Source organism: Streptococcus mitis (assembly GCF_047465045.1).
Lineage (GTDB): Bacteria > Bacillota > Bacilli > Lactobacillales > Streptococcaceae > Streptococcus > Streptococcus mitis_DT.
On record NZ_JASHAR010000008.1, the window covers coordinates 48,145 to 70,528 of the forward strand.

General features: G+C 40.1%; 18 protein-coding genes and 1 pseudogene. 17 read left to right on the forward strand and 2 right to left on the reverse strand.

Annotated elements, in window-relative coordinates; genetic code table 11:
- Window position 1 precedes the first annotated feature (1 nt).
- The 7 genes and pseudogenes from csm4 (at window position 2) to alaS (ending at window position 8,938) form a co-directional block, all read left to right on the forward strand.
- Window positions 2-907: a type III-A CRISPR-associated RAMP protein Csm4 gene (csm4, locus tag QM409_RS05900; RefSeq protein WP_414305288.1), complete on the forward strand. Its 906-nt coding sequence runs from the start codon at window positions 2-4 to the stop codon at window positions 905-907.
- Entirely contained in the window at window positions 904-1,983 is a 1,080-nt protein-coding gene (csm5, locus tag QM409_RS05905; RefSeq protein ID WP_023942887.1) for a type III-A CRISPR-associated RAMP protein Csm5, read from the forward strand. Before csm4 ends, csm5 begins: the two co-directional genes overlap by 4 nt.
- Window positions 1,980-3,140: a type III-A CRISPR-associated CARF protein Csm6 gene (gene csm6 / locus QM409_RS05910; RefSeq protein WP_023942885.1), complete on the forward strand. Its 1,161-nt coding sequence runs from the start codon at window positions 1,980-1,982 to the stop codon at window positions 3,138-3,140. Before csm5 ends, csm6 (QM409_RS05910) begins: the two co-directional genes overlap by 4 nt.
- A gap of 12 nt (window positions 3,141-3,152) precedes the next feature.
- Window positions 3,153-4,442 carry a type III-A CRISPR-associated CARF protein Csm6 gene (csm6, locus tag QM409_RS05915; RefSeq protein WP_023942883.1) on the forward strand — a complete coding sequence of 430 codons (1,290 nt, stop codon included), beginning with the start codon at window positions 3,153-3,155 and terminating at the stop codon, window positions 4,440-4,442.
- A gap of 236 nt (window positions 4,443-4,678) precedes the next feature.
- Entirely contained in the window at window positions 4,679-5,314 is a 636-nt protein-coding gene (locus QM409_RS05920) for a PBECR4 domain-containing protein (protein WP_023942881.1), read from the forward strand.
- A gap of 497 nt (window positions 5,315-5,811) precedes the next feature.
- A pseudogene (locus QM409_RS05925) lies at window positions 5,812-6,298 on the forward strand (LURP-one-related/scramblase family protein).
- A 21-nt stretch (window positions 6,299-6,319) separates the two neighbouring features.
- Window positions 6,320-8,938, forward strand: coding sequence for an alanine--tRNA ligase (alaS, locus tag QM409_RS05930; protein WP_414305287.1), 2,619 nt, complete (start codon window positions 6,320-6,322; stop codon window positions 8,936-8,938).
- An 89-nt stretch (window positions 8,939-9,027) separates the two neighbouring features.
- Here alaS and QM409_RS05935 read toward each other — a convergent pair whose 3' ends face one another.
- Entirely contained in the window at window positions 9,028-10,482 is a 1,455-nt protein-coding gene (locus QM409_RS05935) for an alpha-amylase (protein ID WP_414305286.1), read from the reverse strand.
- A 178-nt stretch (window positions 10,483-10,660) separates the two neighbouring features.
- Between QM409_RS05935 and QM409_RS05940 the strand changes: the two genes are divergently transcribed.
- The 3 genes from QM409_RS05940 to QM409_RS05950 all read left to right on the forward strand — a co-directional run bounded on the left by QM409_RS05940 (window position 10,661) and on the right by QM409_RS05950 (window position 13,357).
- Window positions 10,661-11,410 carry an ABC transporter ATP-binding protein gene (locus QM409_RS05940; RefSeq protein ID WP_125442879.1) on the forward strand — a complete coding sequence of 250 codons (750 nt, stop codon included), beginning with the start codon at window positions 10,661-10,663 and terminating at the stop codon, window positions 11,408-11,410.
- The gene (locus QM409_RS05945; protein ID WP_414305285.1) at window positions 11,391-13,025 is read left to right on the forward strand and encodes a hypothetical protein; all 1,635 of its coding nucleotides are present in this window, start codon (window positions 11,391-11,393) and stop codon (window positions 13,023-13,025) included. Before QM409_RS05940 ends, QM409_RS05945 begins: the two co-directional genes overlap by 20 nt.
- Before the next feature lie 113 nt (window positions 13,026-13,138).
- Window positions 13,139-13,357, forward strand: a complete 219-nt coding sequence (locus QM409_RS05950) for a hypothetical protein (RefSeq protein ID WP_414305284.1) — start codon at window positions 13,139-13,141, stop codon at window positions 13,355-13,357.
- Window positions 13,358-13,702: 345 nt separating this feature from the next.
- Here the strand turns inward: QM409_RS05950 and QM409_RS05955 are convergent, their stop codons facing one another.
- Window positions 13,703-15,820, reverse strand: a complete 2,118-nt coding sequence (locus tag QM409_RS05955; RefSeq protein WP_060628772.1) for an LTA synthase family protein — start codon at window positions 15,818-15,820, stop codon at window positions 13,703-13,705.
- A gap of 149 nt (window positions 15,821-15,969) precedes the next feature.
- On the opposite strand from QM409_RS05955, the gene QM409_RS05960 reads away from it, so the two are divergent.
- From QM409_RS05960 to QM409_RS05990, 7 genes are read left to right on the forward strand one after another with little or no spacing between them, the layout of a single operon-like run.
- Window positions 15,970-17,133: a class I SAM-dependent rRNA methyltransferase gene (locus QM409_RS05960; protein ID WP_414305283.1), complete on the forward strand. Its 1,164-nt coding sequence runs from the start codon at window positions 15,970-15,972 to the stop codon at window positions 17,131-17,133.
- Window positions 17,130-17,807 (forward strand): type I 3-dehydroquinate dehydratase, encoded by a 678-nt coding sequence (gene aroD, locus QM409_RS05965; RefSeq protein ID WP_084925808.1) that lies wholly within the window; start codon window positions 17,130-17,132, stop codon window positions 17,805-17,807. Before QM409_RS05960 ends, aroD begins: the two co-directional genes overlap by 4 nt.
- Window positions 17,797-18,651, forward strand: coding sequence for a shikimate dehydrogenase (locus tag QM409_RS05970; protein WP_414305282.1), 855 nt, complete (start codon window positions 17,797-17,799; stop codon window positions 18,649-18,651). The genes aroD and QM409_RS05970 overlap by 11 nt, the downstream gene beginning before the upstream one ends.
- An 18-nt stretch (window positions 18,652-18,669) precedes the next feature.
- The gene (gene aroB, locus QM409_RS05975) at window positions 18,670-19,737 is read left to right on the forward strand and encodes a 3-dehydroquinate synthase (protein ID WP_414305281.1); all 1,068 of its coding nucleotides are present in this window, start codon (window positions 18,670-18,672) and stop codon (window positions 19,735-19,737) included.
- Between the two features lie 9 nt (window positions 19,738-19,746).
- On the forward strand, window positions 19,747-20,913 hold the full coding sequence (gene aroC / locus QM409_RS05980) for a chorismate synthase (protein WP_414305280.1): 1,167 nt from the start codon (window positions 19,747-19,749) through the stop codon (window positions 20,911-20,913).
- 9 nt (window positions 20,914-20,922) lie between these two features.
- Entirely contained in the window at window positions 20,923-22,026 is a 1,104-nt protein-coding gene (locus QM409_RS05985; RefSeq protein ID WP_414305279.1) for a prephenate dehydrogenase, read from the forward strand.
- 10 nt (window positions 22,027-22,036) lie between these two features.
- The gene (locus QM409_RS05990; protein ID WP_049542908.1) at window positions 22,037-22,375 is read left to right on the forward strand and encodes a YlbF/YmcA family competence regulator; all 339 of its coding nucleotides are present in this window, start codon (window positions 22,037-22,039) and stop codon (window positions 22,373-22,375) included.
- The last annotated feature ends 9 nt before the right edge of the window (window positions 22,376-22,384 follow it).

Here is a 22,384-nt window from a genome sequence, read left to right on the forward strand (position 1 = left end):
TATGACCTATAAGATGTATATCATGGACTTTGATTCTGCCCATTTTGGAGCAGGAACTCTGGATAGTTCAAAAATGACTTTTTCGGCAGACCGTTTGTTTTCCGCTCTTGTGATTGAAGCCAATAAGATGGGACGATTAGATGAGTTTTTATCCTTAGCAAATCAGGATGATTTTGTTCTAACGGATGCCATCCCTTATAAGGCACGTCCATTCTTACCGAAGCCCATCGGATTTCCAAAATTTGACCAAGTTGATTTAAATAAGGATGTCAAGGAAGTACGTCGGCAAGCTAAGTTAGCAAAAAAACTACAATTTATCCCTCTAGAAAATTTTGATCATTATGTCAACGGTGCCTTGTTTGAAGATGAGGAGCATGCTGTTACTAATATCGTAACAAAGAATCAACCTCATGTTGATGGAGCGCTTTACCAAGTTGCAACTACCCGATTTTTGCATGATACAGCCCTCTATGTATTAGCGACTGAGTCACCACTGCTTGATGAGATGATGACTAGCTTGCAGTTCTCTGGTATTGGAGGAAAACGCTCAAGTGGCTATGGTCGTTTTGATTTGACTATCAAAGAAGTTCCTGAAAATCTTGAGAGTCGTCTGACTCGTTCCTATCAAGGAAATGTGATGACTCTGACGACTTCTTTACCAACAGACGAGGATCTTCCAAGGGCTATGGATCAAGGTTCTTATCTTGTAATCAAATCAAGTGGTTTTGCTTTTAGTACAGTGTCTAACCAAAATTATCGTAAACAAGACTTATTTAAGTTTACTGCCGGATCGACCTTTTTTGAAACCTTTGCAGGGCAAATTGTTGATGTAAGACCGCTTGATTTTCCCCATGCTGTCTTCAATTATGCCAAACCCTTATTTTTGAAAATGGAGGTAAAAGGATGAAAACGGACTATAGAGTTTTTCAATTTAGCTTATTAGCTATGGCCCCCATTCATATTGGGAGTGGTGAGAAATACACTTCACGAGAATTCATCTATGAGAATCGTCGCTATTATTTCCCAGATATGGGTAAGTTTTACAATCGGATGATTGAAAAGGGACTGGATAGAAAGTTTGAACAATTTCTTCAGGAAACAAAACCAAGTGCTAGGAATAATCGCTTGATTTCTTTCTTAAATGACAATAGAATTAGTGAACGTTCCTTTGGTGGCTATACCATTACTGAAACTGGTCTGGAAACAGAAAAGAACAACCAGAACCCCAGATCCGGTTCTATAAATGAAGTAGCAAAATTTATGAGGGATGCCTTTGGGAAGCCCTATATTCCGGGTAGTTCCTTGAAGGGAGCTATTCGAACTATTTTAATGAACACCAATCCTGACTGGAACAATAAGAATGCAGTTGATTTTCATGGGAGAAGTCCTAAAGAAAACAAAAAAATGATTCCATGGGGAGCAAAAAAGGGGCAAGAATTTAATGACTTGTTTCATGCGATTCGTGTTAGTGATAGTGAGCCATTTAACAATGAGCAGATTATTCTAGTTCAAAAATGGGATTATTCTGCTAAATCACTAACTGTCAAGCCTCTTCCTTTATACAGGGAAGCAATCGCACCCTTAACTAAAATCAATTTCACCATTACTACAACTACTAAGGAAGCTGGAATCCTAATTGAGGAATTAGGTCAGAGAGCGCAAGCCTTCTATAAAGAATATAAAAACTTTTTCTTATCAGATTTTCCTGAAAATAAAATTCAACCAAATCTTCAATATCCTATCTATTTGGGAGCTGGAAGTGGAGCTTGGACAAAGACCTTGTTTGAACAAGCGGATGGAATCTTACAAAAACGGTATAGTCGAATGAAGACTAAGATGGTTGGAAAAGGTGTTTTGAAACTGACGAAAGCGCCGGACAAGAGCATTAAAACCAATAAAGGAGAACGGAAATTGATCATTAATAGCGATTCCTTCTATGAGATGGGGAAAGCGAATTTCATGATTAGGGAGATTTTACAATGAAAATTTTGATATCCGCTGTCGGTGATACAGATCCAATTAGAAATTATCACGATGGAGCCTTATTGCACATCGCTAGAAAATATCGACCAGATAAAATTGTTCTCGTTTTTTCTGATAGAACAAGAGATAAGAAGGAAAGTATTGAAAAAGCTCTTCATTCTATTGAATCTTCTTATCTTCCAGAGATTGTAATTCATCAACCAGTTATTTCTAATAATGATGTTTATGTCTTCGATACAATGTTTGATCAATTTTCATCCATTATTCAAGAATACTATACAAAAGAAGATGAATTTATTCTCAACTTATCTAGTGCGACACCACAAATTAAGTCATCTTTATTTGTGATTAACAGACTTAGTGGAATTAATGTCAAGGCTGTTCAAGTTTCAAGCCCTGCGAATGATTCAAATGCAGATATTCCTCATGAAAATGTAGATGATATTGATCTTCTTATTGATACAAATGAAGATAATGTAACAGAGTTCATTGATCGAACATTAGAAGACGAATCAGAAAAATTCTCTCATGCTTTAATTAAAAAAACAATTCGAGATTTCATTCAGAGATTTGACTATAAGGCAGCTCTAGAGTTAGCAAATCAATTACCAGATTTTTCTGGTTTAAAAGAAGCGCGTAAAAAATTGCAAGATATTGTAGATGCGCTAGATAGACAAGATATTCCCCAAACTTTTAAAAATAGAAAATGGAGTGATGAGAAGAAGAAGGTTCTCAATGCTTATCTAACAATTGAATTGCAAAAAGAACGTGGGAATTTCAGTGAAGGACTCATTAGAATTAAAACCTTGACTGAATTTATTTTGGAAGATTATATTGATAACTGTTATCCAGGATTATTGGATAGATATGTAGATGAATCAGAAAAATATTTCTTGGGAATTTGGGATTATAGTAAAATTCTCAAAGAAAAAAAAGAGTGGACTTTATATAATCAAATTAGACCGATGATTAACATGAACACTTCGCGAAATACATTGGCTCATAGATTGGATCCATTGCAATCAGAAGAATTACGTCAGTTAGGATCCGTCTTAAAAAATCTCAAGGCTTTAGTTAAAGAACAGTATCAATTTAATGAAAAAGATTTCAATTTCTATAAAGAATTAAATAAGGAATTATTGGAATTATTAAAGTAACGAGGTGAAAGTTTGAACATTTTAATATCAGCAGTGGGAACGACAGATCCAATTAGTCATAATCGAGATGCTGCTTTGTTACATATTGCTCGCACTTATAGACCGGAGAAGATTGTTTTAGTTTATAGTGAGGAGATGCTGATCAAGCAAGATCTCATTGAGAAAGCTATTTTTTCCATAGAAGATTATCATCCTGAAGTGATGATTGAGTCAACGATTTTAAAAAATGATGAGGTTTATCTATTTGATAAAATGTATGAGGTTATGGGACAGATTGTTGAAAAATATTCTGGAACTAATCATCAATTGATCTTAAACTTATCTTCGGGAACGCCTCAGATTATTTCGGCTCTATTTGCCCTCAATCGAATCAAAGATTATAATACTCAGGCTATCCAGGTTGCAACTCCTAACAAATCAGCAAATAGACAGTATGTGCCACTTTCAAGTGAAGGTGAACAGAAGCTTTTTAACGAGAACGAGGATAACCAAAAGGATTACGAAGATCGTACCATTAAAGATGAGGCTGAAAAATTTAATCAATCTTTAATCAAACGTCATTTAAGAAATCTGATAGCTTCCTATGATTATCTTGCCGCAGAAGAACTCGTTACAAAAAAAGAATACAATAACTTACTTTCTAAAAAGAAATTATCTTTTTTACGAGCGACTCTAAATGACTTTGTAAAAGTATTTAAAACACAAGCTATTTTAAAAGATATTCAAGACTATCCATTGACAGATGTTGAGAAGAAAGCCCTTAATTACTTTTTAATGATAGAAGTCTTGAAAGAGAGAGGACAAGTAGCAGATGTCTTAATCAAATCAAAGTCTTATGTTGAATTTATCATCGAAGAAAAGATCAAAAAAGATTATCCTGATTTAATCAAATATGATGGGGCCTTACCAAAATTAAATGAAGAATACAAAGATTTTGAAGAGATTTTAGATTTTATTGATTTAGAATTTAAAAAAGCAAAAGGGATAGAAAATGAAGAGGTAAGAATTTACTCACCTCAATCAACCTTAAACCTTTTATCTTATGAAAATATTCTAGCTTTTTATCAAGTCTCTCCTGACTTACTTAAGTCACTTAAGGTTATTACCAGTTTAAATAGTGAGCGAAATAAAGTTGCACATGGACTATCAGAAATTGATGGTAAATTAGTTAATTCTAAAAAATTGAATCAAACAATAGATACCTTACGTTTTGTTCTTCAGGATACATTTAATATTGAAGATCATTATTTTGGATATTATCAAAAAATCAATGACAAATTACTAGATTTACTTCGTTCTTAAATAATAAGCAGCTTTTTGATTTTGCTTGACAAATTGTTAAAAATCTAATATAATAAAATTCGTAGAAGAAAACTATCGCTTTTAGCGTAGCCAAAGAATTACTGGTCGGTCTGTTTTGGTCAGTAGTTCGCAGATAGGCTTATTTGGGTTTTATATATTTTCCGCAAGCAGATGAATAAATATATCGTAGGAAGAGGTGTAAATAGCCTCTTTATTTTTTTGAGAAAAGGTACAGTATGTTAAGAAATTTAATTCTTAGTTACAGAACGTTGATGGATACTCAATACAAATTTACTATCACTCAGACTGTCTCCAAACAGACTATAGAAAAATATATTGAGTTAAGCTTCACGGAACCAAATTTTCATCATCTTATAGGTTTGCACAAACTAAAAGGAATAGATAAAGTTAAGTGCTTCAATGGTAATGGGGCTCAGAGGATATATAACCAAATTTTGGGGAATCATATCACTTTTTATGATTTAGATAAAGATACATCTCAACATAAGGCTGCATTTTTATCTAGAGCAACTTCTCTGAATTTAATTTATACGATGCTAGAAAATATAAGTGTTAATTTAAAGGGATTGTATTATTTTGACCCAAATAAAATTGGGTCGAAGATTAAAGCAAAGTATTTATTGCATTTTCAACATAGAGATAAAGAATTTTATTTTTTGTTTGATAAATATGATAAGAAGGTTAAGAACACTGATATTTGCTATCCTGTTTCAGTTTTTAGAAGAAAAATACAGGCTGAGTTGCCAGAAGGGCGTAGTGCAAAACACTATGAAATGAACCAAACCCCCATTAAGCTATTGAAGGTTGAAAAAATACAGGGGGCTAGAATTGTTACATTATACGACAGATAGTTCATTTGGTTTAGAGAGCTATTTTGAGTATGACAGGTATATCAGATATCTGAGATGTAAGTCCGTTGTGGGCATAAGCTAATTGTGAAGCCAATAGCAATCCTAAGCATGACGCTGGAAATAAGAATCATCAGAGGAAGGAATAGAGAAATCGAGGCTATGCAAAAATAAATATTATAGCAAGATATGTATAGCAGATGAGATGGTAGTAAGTTTTGGGGAAAATCAAACACTAATGACAGTGTCTATCTCACAAGAATCATTTCCAGTTGACGCAAGCTTAAAAAAACGTTATAATAAGAAAGTTGAGAATTGATTTTCAGTAGTCTTAGTCCAGAGAAATGGCGGTGCTGCGAGCCATCTAAGCTAGGAAGTCATGCTACTCAATCATACAATTGCATAAGAACAAGAGAATGACAAGTTCATTGAATGAAGGTGGTACCGCGGTTTTTCGCCCTTCGTGATATGAGCTTGTCTTTTGATTTTTGGAGGTGTTGATGAAAACATTTCTTGTCAAACAAAAGTTTCGTCTTGGAGGCGAACGCTTCGCTATCAAGGATGACAGGGGAGAAATCGCCTATCAGGTAGAGGGATCATTTTTTTAAGATTCCCAAAACTTTTACCATCTATGATGTTAATGGTGAACAAGTCAGTCAGATTAGTAAAGAAATCTTGACCTTGCTTCCTCGTTTTGAGATTCAGCTTCGGGATGGCTCGAGTTTTGTCATTCGCAAGAAGTTGACCTTCTGGCGAGATAAGTATGAGTTTGATAATCTAGGTCTTCGTATCGAGGGCAATATCTGGGATTTGAATTTCAAATTGCTGGATGATCGCGATCAGCTGATTGCGGAAATTAAGAAGGAACTCTTCCATCTGACCTCTACCTATAACGTAACGGTCCTTGAGGACGCTTATGCAGACCTAGTCATTTCCCTCTGTGTCGCGATTGACTATGTGGAGATGCTGGAAAGCCAATCACATTAAACAAGTAAATAAGGAGACAATATGAAACAACTATCTAGTGCACAAGTACGCCAAATGTGGCTTGACTTCTGGGCAACCAAAGGTCACTCTGTAGAACCATCAGTGAGTTTGGTTCCTGTAAATGACCCAACACTTTTGTGGATCAACTCTGGGGTAGCAACCCTTAAGAAATACTTTGATGGGACTATTATCCCAGAGAATCCACGTATTACCAATGCGCAAAAGGCGATCCGTACCAATGACATCGAGAACGTAGGGAAGACTGCACGTCACCATACTATGTTTGAAATGTTGGGGAACTTCTCTATCGGTGATTACTTCCGAGACGAAGCGATCACTTGGGCTTATGAGCTTTTGACAAGCCCTGAATGGTTTGACTTACCAGCTGAGAAACTTTACATGACTTACTATCCAGATGATAAAGATTCTTACAACCGTTGGATTGAAGTGGGAGTGGACCCAAGCCACTTAATTCCAATCGAAGATAACTTCTGGGAAATCGGTGCTGGGCCTTCTGGACCTGATACAGAAATTTTCTTTGACCGAGGAGAAGCTTTTGACCCAGAAAATATAGGTCTTCGCCTTCTTGCAGAAGATATCGAAAACGACCGTTACATTGAAATCTGGAACATCGTTTTGTCACAATTTAACGCAGATCCTGCTGTTCCTCGTAGCGAATACAAGGAATTGCCACACAAGAACATTGATACGGGCGCTGGTTTGGAGCGTTTGGTGGCAGTTATCCAAGGGGCTAAGACCAACTTTGAAACAGACCTCTTCATGCCGATCATTCGTGAAGTGGAGAAATTGTCTGGTAAGGTTTATGACCAAGATGGCGACAACATGAGCTTTAAGGTTATTGCAGACCATATCCGTTCTCTTTCATTTGCTATCGGTGATGGTGCCCTTCCTGGAAATGAAGGTCGTGGTTATGTCCTCCGTCGTCTTCTCCGCCGTGCCTCTATGCATGGTCAAAAATTGGGTATCAATGAGCCTTTCCTTTACAAACTCGTTCCAACTGTTGGAAAAATTATGGAAAGCTACTACCCAGAAGTGCTTGAAAAACGTGACTTTATTGAGAAAATCGTTAAGAGCGAGGAAGAGTCATTTGCCCGTACCCTTCACTCAGGTCAACACTTTGCCCAAGGCATCGTAGCAGACTTGAAAGAAAAAGGTCAATCTGTCATTGCTGGTCAAGATGTATTCAAACTTTATGACACTTATGGATTCCCAGTTGAATTGACTGAAGAAATCGCTGAAGAAGCTGGGATGACTGTAGACCGTGAAGGATTTGAAGCAGCCATGAAAGAACAGCAAGAGCGTGCGCGTGCCTCAGCTGTCAAGGGTGGCTCAATGGGGATGCAAAATGAAACCCTTCAAAACATCACTGTAGAAAGTGTCTTTAACTACAATGCTAGCCAATTGTCTTCTAAATTGGTAGCTATCGTGGCTGACAATGCAGAAGTAGAAGCTGTGTCAGAAGGAACTGCCTCTCTGATCTTTGCAGAGACTCCATTCTACGCTGAAATGGGTGGACAAGTAGCTGACCACGGTCAAATCTTGGATGCTGCAGGAAACCTTGTGGCTACTGTGACAAATGTTCAAAAAGCTCCGAATGGACAAGCTCTTCATACAGTTGAAGTCCATGCACCGCTTGCCTTGAACCAAGAATATACTTTGGCAATTGATACAAATCGTCGTCACCGTGTCATGAAAAACCACACTGCTACTCACTTGCTCCATGCGGCTCTTCACAATATCCTTGGCAGCCATGCAACTCAGGCAGGTTCGCTTAATGAAGTAGAATTCCTTCGTTTTGACTTTACCCACTTCCAAGCTGTGACTGCTGAAGAATTGCGTGCGATTGAACAGCAAGTTAACGAGAAAATCTGGGAAGCTCTTGAAGTGAAGACAGTTGAAACGGATATTGACACTGCCAAAGAAATGGGTGCGATGGCTCTCTTTGGTGAGAAATACGGCAAGGAAGTCCGTGTTGTCACTATCGGTGACTACTCTATCGAGCTTTGTGGTGGTACCCACGTTGGCAACACTTCTGAGATTGGTCTCTTCAAGATTGTCAAAGAAGAAGGGATCGGATCAGGAACTCGCCGTATCTTGGCAGTGACTGGTAAGGAAGCCTTTGAAGCCTACCGTGAACAAGAAGACGCTCTTAAAGCTGTCGCAGCAACCTTGAAAGCACCTCAAGTCAAGGAAGTGCCTCACAAGGTAGAAGGACTCCAAGAACAACTTCGTCAACTTCAAAAGGAAAATGCTGAGTTGAAAGAAAAAGCCGCAGCTGCAGCCGCAGGCGACATCTTCAAGGATGTGAAGGAAGTCAATGGTCACCGTTACATTGCTAGCCAAGTATCTGTATCTGACGCTGGTGCCCTTCGTACTTTTGCGGATAACTGGAAACAAAAAGACTACTCTGATCTTCTTGTCCTTGTTGCAGCAATTGGGGACAAAGTTAATGTCCTTGTAGCAAGCAAGACAAAAGACCTTCATGCAGGAAACCTTGTCAAAGAATTAGCACCAATCGTCGATGGACGTGGTGGTGGTAAACCAGACATGGCCATGGCAGGAGGAAGCAACCAAGCTAAGATCCAAGAATTGTTGGATGCAGTAGCAGGTAAATTGTAAGATAATAAAGATCTATCCACTTGGGTAGGTCTTTTTGTGAATACAAAAAAACCAAATCCGCTTGGATCTGGCTTGATGATTATAAGCTATTAGATAGTATTGGCTGCCCAGACACTTACCGAAGCAGCTGAGACAGGGAATTGTCCATAACCTTCCTCATCGATGATAACTTGAGCTTGGTGGTTTTCAAGTAGATCTACAAAGGTTTGGTTAGCCCATTCTTGGCCGATAAACATTGATTTGCTGTTTTCTTGGTCATTTGAGATGAGAACTGCGATTGGGGATTGATTTTCAGCACCTGAACGTACCCAACCGATACAGTTAGGATCATCAAAGTAGTCATTTTGTTCTCCATAGGCCAAATCTTTTCGGATGGTTAGGAGGCGGTCAAGGACTTCTTTGAAATCTTGTTGAGCATATTGCCCTGAAATCCCATAGTAGTCGCCGTAAAAGACACATGGAAGGCCATTTTGGCGTAATAGAATGAGGGCATAGGCTGCTGGCTTGAACCATTCTTCAACGGTAGACTCAAGGGCTTGTCCTCGTTGGGTATCGTGGTTGTCGACAAAAGTTACAGCCTTGTCAGGCTTGAGTTCAACCAGGCTATCTGTGAAAATGCCACGAAGGTCATAGTTGGAACCTGCTCGACTAGCATCAAAGAGATTCTGGTGGAGACGAACATCGACAAGGTCAAAGCGTTCTTCCGTTTTTTCAAGATAGTCTAGATTGGCTTCCTTATCGGGATTCCAAAATTCACCGAAAACATAGAAATCCTCACCGTATTTTTCCTTCATATCGCGGATAAAATTGCCCATGAAGAAAGAGTCAATGTGCTTAACGGCATCCAAACGGAAACCAGCAATACCAGTCGTCTCCATGAACCAGTCAGCCCAGTCATAGATATTTTGGATGACTTCAGGATGCTTAAAGTCTAGGTCGGCATACATGAGGTAGTCGTAGTTACCGTTTTCGTTATCGACCAATTCCTCGTTGGCCCAGCCCTTATTGTCCCCTTGAATCAGATAAATCCCAGACTTACGGCGTTTTGCATCGTAGTCTGTACCTGTGAAGTGGTACCAGTGCCAGTGGAAGTCATTGTAGGTATCTTGGCGACCATCGAAGGTAAAGCTAGTCCAGCCATTGATGGTGAAAGGTTCTCCCAGTTCAACTGTACGGTCTACAGGATCCACTTCGATGACCTGAAAGGCTTCCATGTGATCGGCCGCAGCCTTGTGGTTGAGTACCACATCGGCCATAGGCTGGATTCCCTGTGCTTTTAGGGCTTGAATGGCTTGAAGATAGTCTTCTTTGAAACCATACTTGGTGCGGATAGTACCTTTTTGGTTAAACTCTCCTAGGTCGAATAAGTCATAGACCCCATAGCCGACATCTTTTTCATTGGTTGCCTTAAAAGCTGGTGGCATCCAGACGTGGCTGATCCCCAGATGAGCTAGGTGTGGAGCATCTTCAGCCAGACGCGTCCAGTGCTGACCGTCGTGGGGCAGATACCATTCAAAGTATTGCATGAGTGTTTGATTTTGCATGATGTTTCCTCTTACTTGTCAATCTTGTTCTTTATTCTATCATAAAGTATTGGTTAGCGCCAACGTTTGCATAAGATAGAAGGAAACTATTTTAACTACTTAAAATAAAGTATTGATTTTTTTGTATCAAAGTGCTAGTATAATAGTATGTAATATAGATAAAGATAGGAGTCATCCCATGATTGAATTTCAAAATGTTAGTAAGTTGTATGGTGATAAAGAGGCCTTGAGCAATCTCAATCTGCAGATTGAAAATGGAGAGATTATGGGCTTGATTGGCCATAATGGGGCTGGAAAATCGACCACTATAAAATCATTAGTCAGTATCATTTCACCCAGCAGTGGTCGTATTTTGGTAGACGGTCAGGAGTTATCGGAAAATCGCTTGGCAATCAAACGAAAGATTGGCTACGTAGCAGACTCGCCTGACTTATTTTTACGCTTAACGGCCAATGAATTTTGGGAATTGATTGCTTCATCCTATGATCTGACTAGCTCTGACTTGGAGACTAGTCTAGCTAGGCTATTGAACGTTTTTGATTTTGCTGAAAATCGTTATCAGGTTATTGAAACTCTTTCTCACGGAATGCGTCAGAAAGTCTTTGTCATCGGAGCACTCTTATCCGATCCCGATATTTGGGTTTTGGACGAACCCTTGACTGGTTTGGATCCCCAGGCTGCCTTTGATTTGAAGCAAATGATGAAGGAACATGCACAAAAAGGCAAGACAGTCTTGTTTTCAACTCATGTCCTAGAGGTAGCCGAGCAGGTCTGTGATCGGATTGCCATTTTGAAAAAGGGGCATTTGATTTATTGTGGTAGCGTAGAGGACTTGAGAAAAGACAACCCAGACCAGTCTTTGGAAAGTATCTACCTTAGCCTTGCTGGTAGAAAAGAGGAGGTTTCAGATGCGTCTCAAGGTCATTAAAAAGTTAGTTGATATCAATATCCTCTATTCATCTCAAGAAGCTAATCTGGCTAACCTACGAAAGAAGCAAGCTAAAAATCCTGGAAAAAAAGTAAATGTTTCCGCTAGAGTCCTAAGTTCTTACATTTTTTCCAGTCTCTTGATGCTTTTCATGTTTATAAATATAGCCTTTCGTTTTCCTTTTGAGGAAATACCAAGTTTTTTTAGTACCATGGTTGCTATTTTACTGGTGCTGGCCTTTTCAACTTCTTTCACTGCATTTTACAATGTCTTTTATGAGAGTAAGGATTTGGTATCGTATAGACCCTATGCCTTTAAAGAATCAGAGATTATAATTGCAAAAGGACTGTCTGTCCTCTTGCCAGCTCTGCCTGGAATTGTACCAATCCTAGCTTATTTTCTAGTCCTCTATATTAGGCTAGCTCCTTCTCTATGGCTGGGTTTGCCTTTGATGCTGCTGTCCTTGGCCTTATTATTTGTCTCTGTTACTTTAGTGATGGTAGTGGCAGTACATTTCTTGGCTCAGACTACGGTTTTCAGAAAGTATCAGTCTATTTTTTCGAATGTGATGATTGGGATAGGGGTTCTCATACCTTTAATATTTGTCCTCTTTCTACAGTCGACTTTTGGAAGTATTGTTGACAAAGTTAGAGACATTCCATTTCTCCTTTATCCTCTTCATATCTTTTACAAAATAGCAGTGGAGCCTTTTTCGACAGAATCCATCCTGGGTCTGCTCGCTTGGATAGGACTAACTCTCTTCTTGCTTTACTTGAGCAAAAAGAAGGTTTTTCCTCGTTTTTATGACGTTATCCTGCTTAACAGTGAGGAGAAGGTCAAGAAAGAACGTCGCAGTAAGGAGGGGCTTTCAACTACTAAAAAGGGCTTTTTCCGTATGGTTTTACGCTACCACCTCACCCTTTTGGGACAGGGGACTGGCGTGATTACAGTGCTTTTTACAAGTGCTTTCCTTCCTTATCTCATGATGATCGGTCTGATTTCCAACATCCGAGATTCTCAGATAGTTCCAGACATTCATCCTCCATACTGGTTACCCTTGTTTTTTATAGCTCTTTTTATATCTGTTGTCAATAACAATATCACCAGCCTGCATTCAATAGCCTTATCCTTGGAGAGGGAAAATGTTGATTTTCTTAAGAGTTTACCTTTTGACTTTGCTCGCTATGTGAAAGTGAAATTTTGGATTATATTTGCTGTCCAGTCCTTTTTACCAGTTCTGACTTTACTTGGTCTTTCTCTATATTTAGGCTTGCCCATCCTTTCGATGATTTACCTTCTTGTAGTCTGGACCCTTGCCAGTGTCATCCTTTCTTGCCACCATTACTTTAAGGACGTTAAAAATTTGTCAACCAATTGGAGTAACATTACGGACTTGGTGAACCGTTCAAATCGTATAGTAGCAATTGTTTTGATTTTGGTTTATAGTGCAATCTTAATGGCCCTTGTAATAGGGAGCATATTCTTGGTTCGGTCTCTCTCCCCTATCCTTGCCATTAGCTTGGGAGTAGGAGCTCTTATCCTCCTGCTTGGTCTTGCTATTTTTAGCTATTATTATTACCTGTCACGCATATTGGCAGAAATAGAAAAAAGATGAGATAGTTGGTCGCTTGCTTGATAAATTCAATTCGACAAACGTTTTTGTAGTTTGTTAGAATGTAGTTATAAAATATTAAGATTGGTAATCAAAAATATATAGGGAGGAATGTTTTGAATAAGAAATATAACGTAGTTCTATTTTTGTTGTTTATAGTTTATTTATTTGGATATTTTTCAATTTCAAAAACTTTAATTCCTATAATGTGTGTGATCCAAGTATTTTTGATAGAACATATATTTAGAGTTCGAAATAGGATTATGCAGATAGGTGAAATTATAATTATTGTTGCTTCTATGATATTATTTATTGATAGTATATTGAGTTTGTAACAAAAGGCTTTACTATATAATTAAATTTTCCATATATTTGCTGAAACTGATTTATATCTACATATTTCTTCTACTATATTCATTCGTCACTAAATTTGACAGATATATATTGCTGATACAGACTATCAATCTATCTACAATCTCAAAGTTAATACTTTTCGAAAATCTCTTCAAACCACGTCAGCTTTGCCTTGCCGTATATATGTGACTAACTTCGTCAGTCTTATCTACAACCTCAAAACAGTGTTTTGAGCAACCTGCGGATAGCTTCCTAGTTTGCTCTTTGATTTTCGTTGAATTTTATTTTATAAAAAGAAATGCTCCTCCACGATGGAAGAGCATCTTTTATTGTGATTTTGATTCAGTTTCTGCAGACTCTGGATGGAGTTCTTGGTAACTTGGTGCCTTGAAAAGGTCAGCACTGGTTTTACCTTGTCGTTGGCTAAAGAGACTGGTTGATTGACTACCTTTTTCCTGCTCAATCTTTTGCAGAATTGGTAAAGAATTGAGGTAAGAAATACTTTCTGTATCAACTTTTCCAAGATGCTCTGCTTGGTAGAAACGTATCAAATCACCAGTTTGAATTTGGTCGCTGATTTTCAGCTGTTGGCTGGCTGCCTGCCGAACGATTTCTAGTTCAGTCTGAGCTTGTTCATCAAGATTACTGATTTCAAGACCACTCTCAGTATAGTAGGTTCGTCCGTCGTAGCTGGTATATTTGGGTGTGACGAAGGAATTAGCAGTCCGAAAGGCAACGATTTCTTGATGATCTGGAGACAGAAGATCTTGTCCAACTTGAAGGAAGGAATTGGACTCAATACCAAGGAGGTGTTCGAGAGTCGGTAAGATATCGATTTGTCCACCGTAGGTATTGATGATTTGTCCTTTTTCATAGCCAGGCATGACCACCATAAAAGGAACTCGTTGCAACATGGCATTGTCGTAATTCGACCAGTTCTCAGAAGTCTTGCCAATCAAGGGAGCCAGGTCAGGATTGCGGGAGTTAGAAATTCCATAATGGTCTCCGTAGATGACGATGATGGATTTTTCATAGAGGTCACTTTCTTTGAGATAGTCAAAGAAGGCCTTGATAGCACTATCCAGATAGTTAGCTGTTTGGAAGTAGCCGTTGATTGTTTCATCTTTGGTCTTAGCCAGTGGGAAACCAAGCTCATCGCCTGTTAGATTGCTAGCATAGGGATAGTGATTGGACACTGTAATATACTTGGCATAAAAAGGCTGCTGCAGGTGCTCCAGATATTGGATAGAATCTTTCATCATGATTTTATCATTTAAACCATATTGGAAAGAATTGCTACTGTCTTGCTTGGTAAAATAGGAAGCATCAAAGAAGTATTGGTAGCCCCATTGTTTGTAGGTTGTATTTCGATTCCAGAAGGTCCCGATATTACCGTGAAAGACTGCACTTGATTGGTAGCCATTTTTTGATAGGATAAAAGGCGCAGCCTGCTGGGTATTGGTACCTCCATAGTTGACCATGAAAGAACCTTGGTCAAGTCCAAACAAGCCGGTTTCTAGCATGGTTTCTGCATCTGAGGTTTTACCAGCCTTGACTTGGTTAAAGATATTCGAAAAGGCTAGGGTTGATTGCGAATGGTAGAGGGAATTAAGGAAGGGAGTGACTTCATGATCAGTTCCATCTATGTTGAGTTTATAGTCCAGTAGGAACTGCTGGAAACTTTCCAAGTGGAGATAAATCACATTTTTCCCTTTGGCAAGGCCAAAATAGTCTGGATTGGGCTTAGCAGAATGCTCTTGAATATAATCTGTAATAGGTTGAAGGTCGGTCTCAGAAGCCTTAGCACGTTCTTTGTTGGCGCTGTAGGATTGGTTGGCACTATAGCCCAAAAAGGCTGGCAAACTAAGGGCGCGGACAACATAATAATTAGAAAATCCTCGCGATAGGAGATCAGGACGTTCGATTTCAGCCAAGAAAAGGTTAGCTGAAAAGAGCAGAGCCGAGAGAGCAGTGATAGCAACACTGGAGCGGAATTTGAAAGGTCTCCTATCCAGCTGGATGATCTTTTTATAGAGAAGATAAGCCAGCAGTGGGAAATCCATAAAATAGATGAAATCCCAAAAACGCAGTAACTCTAGTTCTGCAGTACCAACAGATACCTTACTGACCACTTTCATGGTATTGGCCGTGATAAAGTCACTAAATTCTCGATAGTAAAAGACATTGGAATAAAGCCAAATGAATAAAAGGCTGTAAATAGCTATACTAAGACTGTAAAAGGTCTTGGTTGAGCGAGCATAGAGAGCTAGAGCCAGCAGGAGGAGTCCCAAAGGAAGGGGGTTGAAAAAGGCGATAAAGGCAAGGTAATTTCCCTGCAATTTGCCTACTTGAATATCTAAATTAAAGTCAACGGTATAGGCTAGTAAGGTCTTGAGCCAATAGAGGATTAAAAGGGTTAGGACAAAACCCAGTCTGGTACCCATGGCTTTTTGGATTTTGTTAAAATTGATTCTCACACAATTACTTCCTAAGTTTTTATTAGTATTAGTATACCATTTTTTAAAACTAGAGTAAAAAAGCAAGGGTAGTTTCTTTTTTGAGAATTGTCACAAAATTTGCTATAATAGTGACTATGAATAGAATAAGAGTCAGCAAACGGGTTGAAAAGAAGCTCGCTAAAGGGCTAGTTTTACTAGAAGCCAGCGATCTTGAGAATATCAATCTCAAGGATCAGGAAGTAGAAGTGCAGGGTCAGGAAGGAACCTTTCTTGGGACTGCCTACCTTTCTCAGCAAAACAAGGGCTTGGGCTGGTTTGTCAGCAAAGACAAGGTGACCTTCAATCAAGCTTTCTTTGAAACGCTGTTTAGACAAGCTAAAGAAAAGAGAAGTGCCTACTATCAAGACGAATTGACAACTGCTTTTCGTCTCTTCAACCAAGAGGGAGATGGTTATGGCGGTCTGACAGTGGACCTTTATGGCGACTATGCTGTCTTTTCTTGGTATAACTCTTATGTTTATCAGATTCGTCAGACCATCTCAGAAGCTTTTAGACAGGTTTTTCCTGAGGTTTTAGGAGCCTATGGGAAGATCCGTTTTAAGGGTTTGGACTATGAATCTGCCCATGTTTATGGTCAAGAAGCACCTGACTTTTTCACTGTTTTAGAAAATGGTGTCTTGTATCAAGTCTTTATGAACGATGGCTTGATGACAGGGATTTTCCTAGACCAGCACGAGGTTCGCGGTAGTTTAGTGGATGGATTGGCTATGGGCAAATCTTTGCTCAACATGTTTTCTTATACAGCAGCCTTTTCAGTAGCTGCGGCCATGGGAGGAGCAAGCCAGACTACTTCGGTTGACCTAGCTAAACGTTCACGAGAATTGTCTCAAGCACATTTTCAGGCAAATGGAATCAGCACAGACGACCATCGTTTTATAGTCATGGATGTCTTTGAGTATTTCAAGTATGCTAAGCGAAAAGGCTTGACTTATGATGTGATTGTCCTAGATCCGCCTAGCTTTGCTCGGAACAAAAAACAAACGTTCTCTGTGGCCAAGGATTATCACAAGTTGATTTCCCAGAGTCTTGAGATTTTAAATCCGGACGGTATTATCATTGCCAGCACCAATGCTGCCAATGTATCCCGCCAGAAATTTACAGAACAAATTGATAAAGGCTTTGCAGGAAGAAGTTACCAGATTTTAAACAAATACGGTCTTCCAGCAGATTTTGCCTATAATAAAAAAGATGAAAGTAGTAATTACCTCAAGGTGATTAGTATGAAGGTTAGTAAATGAAATTAATCGTTTCAGTAATGCCAAGAAGTTTAGAGGAAGCTCAGGCTCTGGATGCCACGAGGTATCTGGATGCCGACATCATTGAATGGCGTGCCGACTATCTGCCTAAGGAAGCAATTTTGCAGGTGGCTCCAGCTATTTTTGAAAAATTCGCAGGCCGTGAGTTGGTTTTCACATTGCGAACTCGCTCTGAAGGGGGAGAAATCGACCTTTCTCCAGAAGAATATATCCATCTAATCAAGGAAGTGGCGCAACTCTATCAACCAGACTATATTGATTTTGAGTACTACAGCTACAAGGATGTTTTTGAGGAAATGTTGGACTTCCCAAATCTCGTTTTGAGTTACCACAATTTCCAAGAAACACCTGAAAATATGATGGAAATCTTGTCAGAGTTGACGAGCCTAAATCCAAAACTGGTCAAGATTGCGGTGATGGCTCACACGGAGCAGGATGTGCTAGACTTGATGAACTATACACGAGGCTTTAAAACCCTCAATCCTGAGCAGGAATATGTAACTATTTCTATGGGTAAGGTGGGCAAGGTTTCTCGTATCACTGCGGATGTGACAGGTTCTAGCTGGTCTTTTGCTAGTCTAGATGAGGCTAGTGCTCCTGGGCAGATTTCCCTAGCTAACATGAAAAAAATTCGGGAGATTTTGGATGAAGCTTGATGGCTATACACGTTTAGCTGCCGTTGTTGCCAATCCTATTAAGCATTCGATTTCCCCCTTTATCCACAATAGTGCCTTTGAGGCGACAGTTACCAACGGTGCTTATGTGGCTTGGGAGATTGAAGCGGATGACTTGGCAGAAACAGTGGCCAATATTCGTCGCTACCAGATGTTTGGCATCAATCTGTCCATGCCCTATAAGGAGCAGGTGATTCCTTATTTGGATGAGCTGAGTGATGAAGCACGCTTGATCGGTGCGGTCAATACGGTTGTCAATGAGAATGGCAATTTAATTGGATATAATACAGATGGCAAGGGATTTTTTAAGAGCTTGCCTTCTTTTACAATTACAGGTAAAAAGATGACCCTGCTGGGTGCAGGTGGTGCGGCTAAATCAATCTTGGCACAGGCTATTTTGGACGGCGTCAGTCAGATTTCTGTCTTTGTTCGTTCAGTTTCTATTGAAAAAACAAGACCATACCTGGACAAGTTACAGGAGCAGACAGGTTTTAAGGTGGACCTGTATGCTTTAGAAGATGTTCCTGAACTGCAAGCAAGGATTGCTGAGTCGGATTTACTTGTCAATGCGACAAGTGTAGGGATGGATAGTCAATCATCTCCAGTTCCTGAAAACATTGTCCTATCAGAAACTCTTTTAGTAGCAGATATCATTTACCAACCCTTTGAAACACCATTTTTGAAATGGGCTAGAAGTCAGGGGAATCCAGCGGTCAATGGTCTGGGGATGTTGCTCTATCAAGCTGCAGAAGCTTTTCAACTGTGGACAGGAAAGGAAATGCCAACAGAAGAGATTTGGCAGTCCTTAACAGAAAAATACCAATAAAGAAAGGGAGATTCTCCTATGAAAATCAGAATCGATATTCCTCATCATCCTTATGATATTCAGATTGAAAAAGGCTGTCTGGTCCAGGCTGGTCAATGGTTGCGAGAACTCTGGCAACCGCAAAAAGTAGTCATTGTGACAGATAACCATGTAGCTTCTCTTTATGCAGAGAAGGTCAAGCTCAGCCTAGAAGATGCTGGTTTTCAGGTAGTAGTTTTTGACTTTTTAGAAGGGGAAGAAAGAAAGAATTTAACCACTGTTCAGAAAGTCTATGAATTTTTAGTCAAGCAAGGTCTGACTCGTAGCGATGGAATCGTGGCTCTTGGTGGCGGTGTCGTTGGGGACCTGGCTGGTTTTGTAGCCTCTACCTATATGCGGGGCATTCATTTTGTTCAGATACCGACCAGTTTGACTGCTCAAGTTGATTCGTCTATCGGTGGAAAGACAGGTGTTAATACTCCATTTGCTAAAAATATGGTGGGTACCTTTGCCCAACCAGATGGGGTTCTGATTGATCCGCTTGTCCTTGAAACGCTTGGAAAAAGAGAGTTGATTGAAGGGATGGGTGAAGTTATCAAATATGGCTTGATTGAGGATCCAGAACTGTGGAAAATTTTGACGGAGCTGGATGGTTCTGTTTCGGGCATTTTGGAGCATGCAGAGACCTTGATTGAACATTCTTGTCAGGTCAAGCGCAAGATGGTGGTTGAGGATGAGTTGGACAATGGTGTACGCCTTTACCTCAATTTTGGCCACACTATTGGCCATGCCATTGAAGCGACGGCTGGTTATGGAAAAGTTATGCATGGTGAAGCTGTGGCTATGGGAATGGTGCAGATTTCCAAGGTTGCTGAGGAAAAAGGCCTCATGCCAGCAGGCATTACCCAGTCCATTACAGCTATGTGTCAGAAATTTGGACTACCTGTTGACTATGAAAACTGGGATGTTGACAAGCTTTATCAGGCTTTGACTCATGATAAGAAGGCGCGTGGCAATACCTTGAAATTGGTCTTGGTGCCAGAGCTTGGTTCTGCAACCATCCACCCAGTTTCTCTGGAAGAGATGAAAGACTACTTGGTAAAATAAGGAGAACGTATGAGATATTTAACTGCAGGAGAATCACACGGCCCCCGTCTGACAGCTATTATTGAGGGAATTCCAGCTGGACTTCCTTTGACAGCAGAGGATATCAATGAGGACCTTAAACGCCGTCAGGGTGGCTACGGTCGTGGCGGTCGTATGAAGATTGAGAGCGACCAGGTTGTCTTTACTTCGGGTGTTCGCCATGGGAATACGACAGGGGCGCCTATTACCATGGATGTCATCAATAAGGATCACCAGAAATGGCTGGATATCATGTCTGCGGAGGACATTGAAGACCGCCTTAAAAGCAAACGAAAAATCACCCATCCTCGTCCAGGTCATGCCGACTTGGTAGGGGGCATCAAGTACCGTTTTGACGATTTGCGAAATTCTTTAGAACGTTCATCAGCTCGTGAAACCACCATGCGGGTGGCAGTTGGTGCAGTAGCCAAACGCCTCTTGGCTGAGCTGGATATGGAGATTGCCAACCATGTCGTGGTCTTTGGTGGCAAGGAAATCGATGTTCCTGAGAATATGACAGTCACTGAGATTAAGGAACGAGCTGCCCAGTCTGAAGTTTCTATTGTCAACCAAGAACGGGAACAGGAAATCAAGGATTATATTGACCAAATCAAGCGTGATGGAGATACCATCGGTGGGGTTGTCGAGACAGTTGTCGGAGGTGTTCCAGTTGGTCTTGGTTCCTATGTCCAATGGGACAGAAAATTGGATGCCAGACTTGCCCAAGCTGTTGTCTCTATCAATGCCTTTAAAGGGGTTGAATTTGGTCTTGGCTTTGAAGCTGGTTACCGCAAAGGTAGCCAAGTTATGGATGAAATTCTCTGGTCTAAAGAAGACGGCTATACTCGTCGTACTAACAATCTTGGCGGTTTTGAAGGTGGTATGACTAATGGGCAACCTATCGTTGTTCGTGGAGTTATGAAGCCCATTCCTACTCTCTACAAACCACTCATGAGTGTGGATATCGAAACCCACGAACCTTACAAGGCAACTGTTGAAAGAAGTGATCCGACTGCTCTTTCAGCTGCAGGTGTAGTTATGGAAGCTGTTGTGGCAACGGTTCTAGCACAAGAAATCCTTGAAAAATTCTCATCAGACAATCTTGAGGAATTAAAAGAAGCAGTGGCCAAACACCGAGACTATACAAAGAACTATTAAGGAGTTTCTATGGCAAAAACAATCTATATCGCAGGTCTTGGTCTGATTGGTGCCTCTATGGCCTTAGGTATCAAACGCGATCATCCAGATTATGAAATTTTAGGTTATAATCGTAGCCAAGCTTCGAGAGATATCGCCTTGAAAGAAGGCATGATTGACCGTGCAACGGATGATTTTGCCAGTTTTGCTCCTTTAGCAGATGTCATCATCCTCAGCTTGCCAATCAAACAAACCATTTCCTTTATTAAGGAATTGGCTGACTTGAACTTGAAAGAAAGTGTGATTATTTCAGATGCCGGTTCGACCAAGTCAGCTATTGTGGATGCGGCGGAGCAGTATTTGGCTGGCAAGCCTGTTCGCTTTGTCGGGGCCCATCCTATGGCTGGTAGTCATAAGACAGGGGCAGCTTCTGCGGATGTCAATCTCTTTGAAAATGCCTACTATATCTTCACACCTTCGAGCCTGACAAGTCAGGATACGCTTGAGGAAATGAAGGATTTGCTTTCAGGTCTTCATGCCCGATTTATCGAGATTGATGCCAAGGAGCATGATCGTGTGACTTCTCAGATTAGCCATTTTCCACATATTCTGGCTTCCAGTCTCATGGAGCAGACCGCGGTCTATGCTCAAGAACATGAGATGGCAAGGCGCTTTGCGGCCGGTGGTTTTCGAGATATGACCCGCATTGCGGAAAGCGAGCCGGGTATGTGGACCTCCATTCTCTTGTCTAATCGTGAAACTATTCTGGATCGAATTGAAGATTTCAAGGAACGTTTGGATGTGGTCGGTCAGGCCATCAGCAAGGGAGATGAGGAGCAGATTTGGAACTTTTTCAATCAGGCGCGTGAGCAGCGTCAGGCTATGGAAATCCATAAACGTGGTGGTGTGGACAGTTCTTACGACCTCTATGTTGATGTTCCCGATGAAGAAGATGTCATCTTACGGATTTTGGAACTACTACGTGGAACTTCCTTGGTTAATATTCACATCAATGAGGAAAACCGTGAGGATATTCACGGGATTCTACAAATTTCATTTAAAAATGCTCAAGACTTGGAAAGAGCTGAGCATCTCATAACAGAAAATACCGACTACACAGTCGTCATCAAGTAAGGAGAAAATTATGTCAAATATTTACGATAGTGCAAACGAACTCAGTCGCGGTCTACGCGAATTACCAGAATACAAGGCTGTCAAAGCAGCTAAAGATGCTATTTCAGCAGATGCTGAGGCAAGCAAAATTTTTACAGAATATGTTGCCTTCCAAGACGAAATTCAAAGACTGGCACAGACAGGTCAAATGCCAGACGCTTCCTTTCAAGCGAAAATGGAAGGCTTTGGTAAGCAGATTCAAGGGAATAGCCTCTTATCAGAATTTTTTACTAAGCAACAACAATTGGCAATTTACCTTTCTGACATTGAAAAAATTGTTTTCGAACCAGTTTCAGAATTGCTAAAATAAGAAAATAAC

What these genes read in the sequence shown, in the direction of transcription:
- aroB (WP_414305281.1), top strand. Translation starts at nt 18,670, where the DNA reads ATGAAAATCAGAATCGATATTCCTCATCATCCTTATGATATTCAGATT.
- QM409_RS05945 (WP_414305285.1), top strand. Translation starts at nt 11,391, where the DNA reads ATGCGTCTCAAGGTCATTAAAAAGTTAGTTGATATCAATATCCTCTAT.
- QM409_RS05955 (WP_060628772.1), bottom strand. Translation starts at nt 15,820, where the DNA reads ATGGGTACCAGACTGGGTTTTGTCCTAACCCTTTTAATCCTCTATTGG.
- aroD (WP_084925808.1), top strand. Translation starts at nt 17,130, where the DNA reads ATGAAATTAATCGTTTCAGTAATGCCAAGAAGTTTAGAGGAAGCTCAG.
- aroC (WP_414305280.1), top strand. Translation starts at nt 19,747, where the DNA reads ATGAGATATTTAACTGCAGGAGAATCACACGGCCCCCGTCTGACAGCT.
- QM409_RS05935 (WP_414305286.1), bottom strand. Translation starts at nt 10,482, where the DNA reads ATGCAAAATCAAACACTCATGCAATACTTTGAATGGTATCTGCCCCAC.
- QM409_RS05920 (WP_023942881.1), top strand. Translation starts at nt 4,679, where the DNA reads ATGTTAAGAAATTTAATTCTTAGTTACAGAACGTTGATGGATACTCAA.
- csm5 (WP_023942887.1), top strand. Translation starts at nt 904, where the DNA reads ATGAAAACGGACTATAGAGTTTTTCAATTTAGCTTATTAGCTATGGCC.
- csm6 (WP_023942885.1), top strand. Translation starts at nt 1,980, where the DNA reads ATGAAAATTTTGATATCCGCTGTCGGTGATACAGATCCAATTAGAAAT.
- QM409_RS05985 (WP_414305279.1), top strand. Translation starts at nt 20,923, where the DNA reads ATGGCAAAAACAATCTATATCGCAGGTCTTGGTCTGATTGGTGCCTCT.
- QM409_RS05960 (WP_414305283.1), top strand. Translation starts at nt 15,970, where the DNA reads ATGAATAGAATAAGAGTCAGCAAACGGGTTGAAAAGAAGCTCGCTAAA.
- alaS (WP_414305287.1), top strand. Translation starts at nt 6,320, where the DNA reads ATGAAACAACTATCTAGTGCACAAGTACGCCAAATGTGGCTTGACTTC.
- csm4 (WP_414305288.1), top strand. Translation starts at nt 2, where the DNA reads ATGACCTATAAGATGTATATCATGGACTTTGATTCTGCCCATTTTGGA.
- QM409_RS05940 (WP_125442879.1), top strand. Translation starts at nt 10,661, where the DNA reads ATGATTGAATTTCAAAATGTTAGTAAGTTGTATGGTGATAAAGAGGCC.
- QM409_RS05990 (WP_049542908.1), top strand. Translation starts at nt 22,037, where the DNA reads ATGTCAAATATTTACGATAGTGCAAACGAACTCAGTCGCGGTCTACGC.
- QM409_RS05970 (WP_414305282.1), top strand. Translation starts at nt 17,797, where the DNA reads ATGAAGCTTGATGGCTATACACGTTTAGCTGCCGTTGTTGCCAATCCT.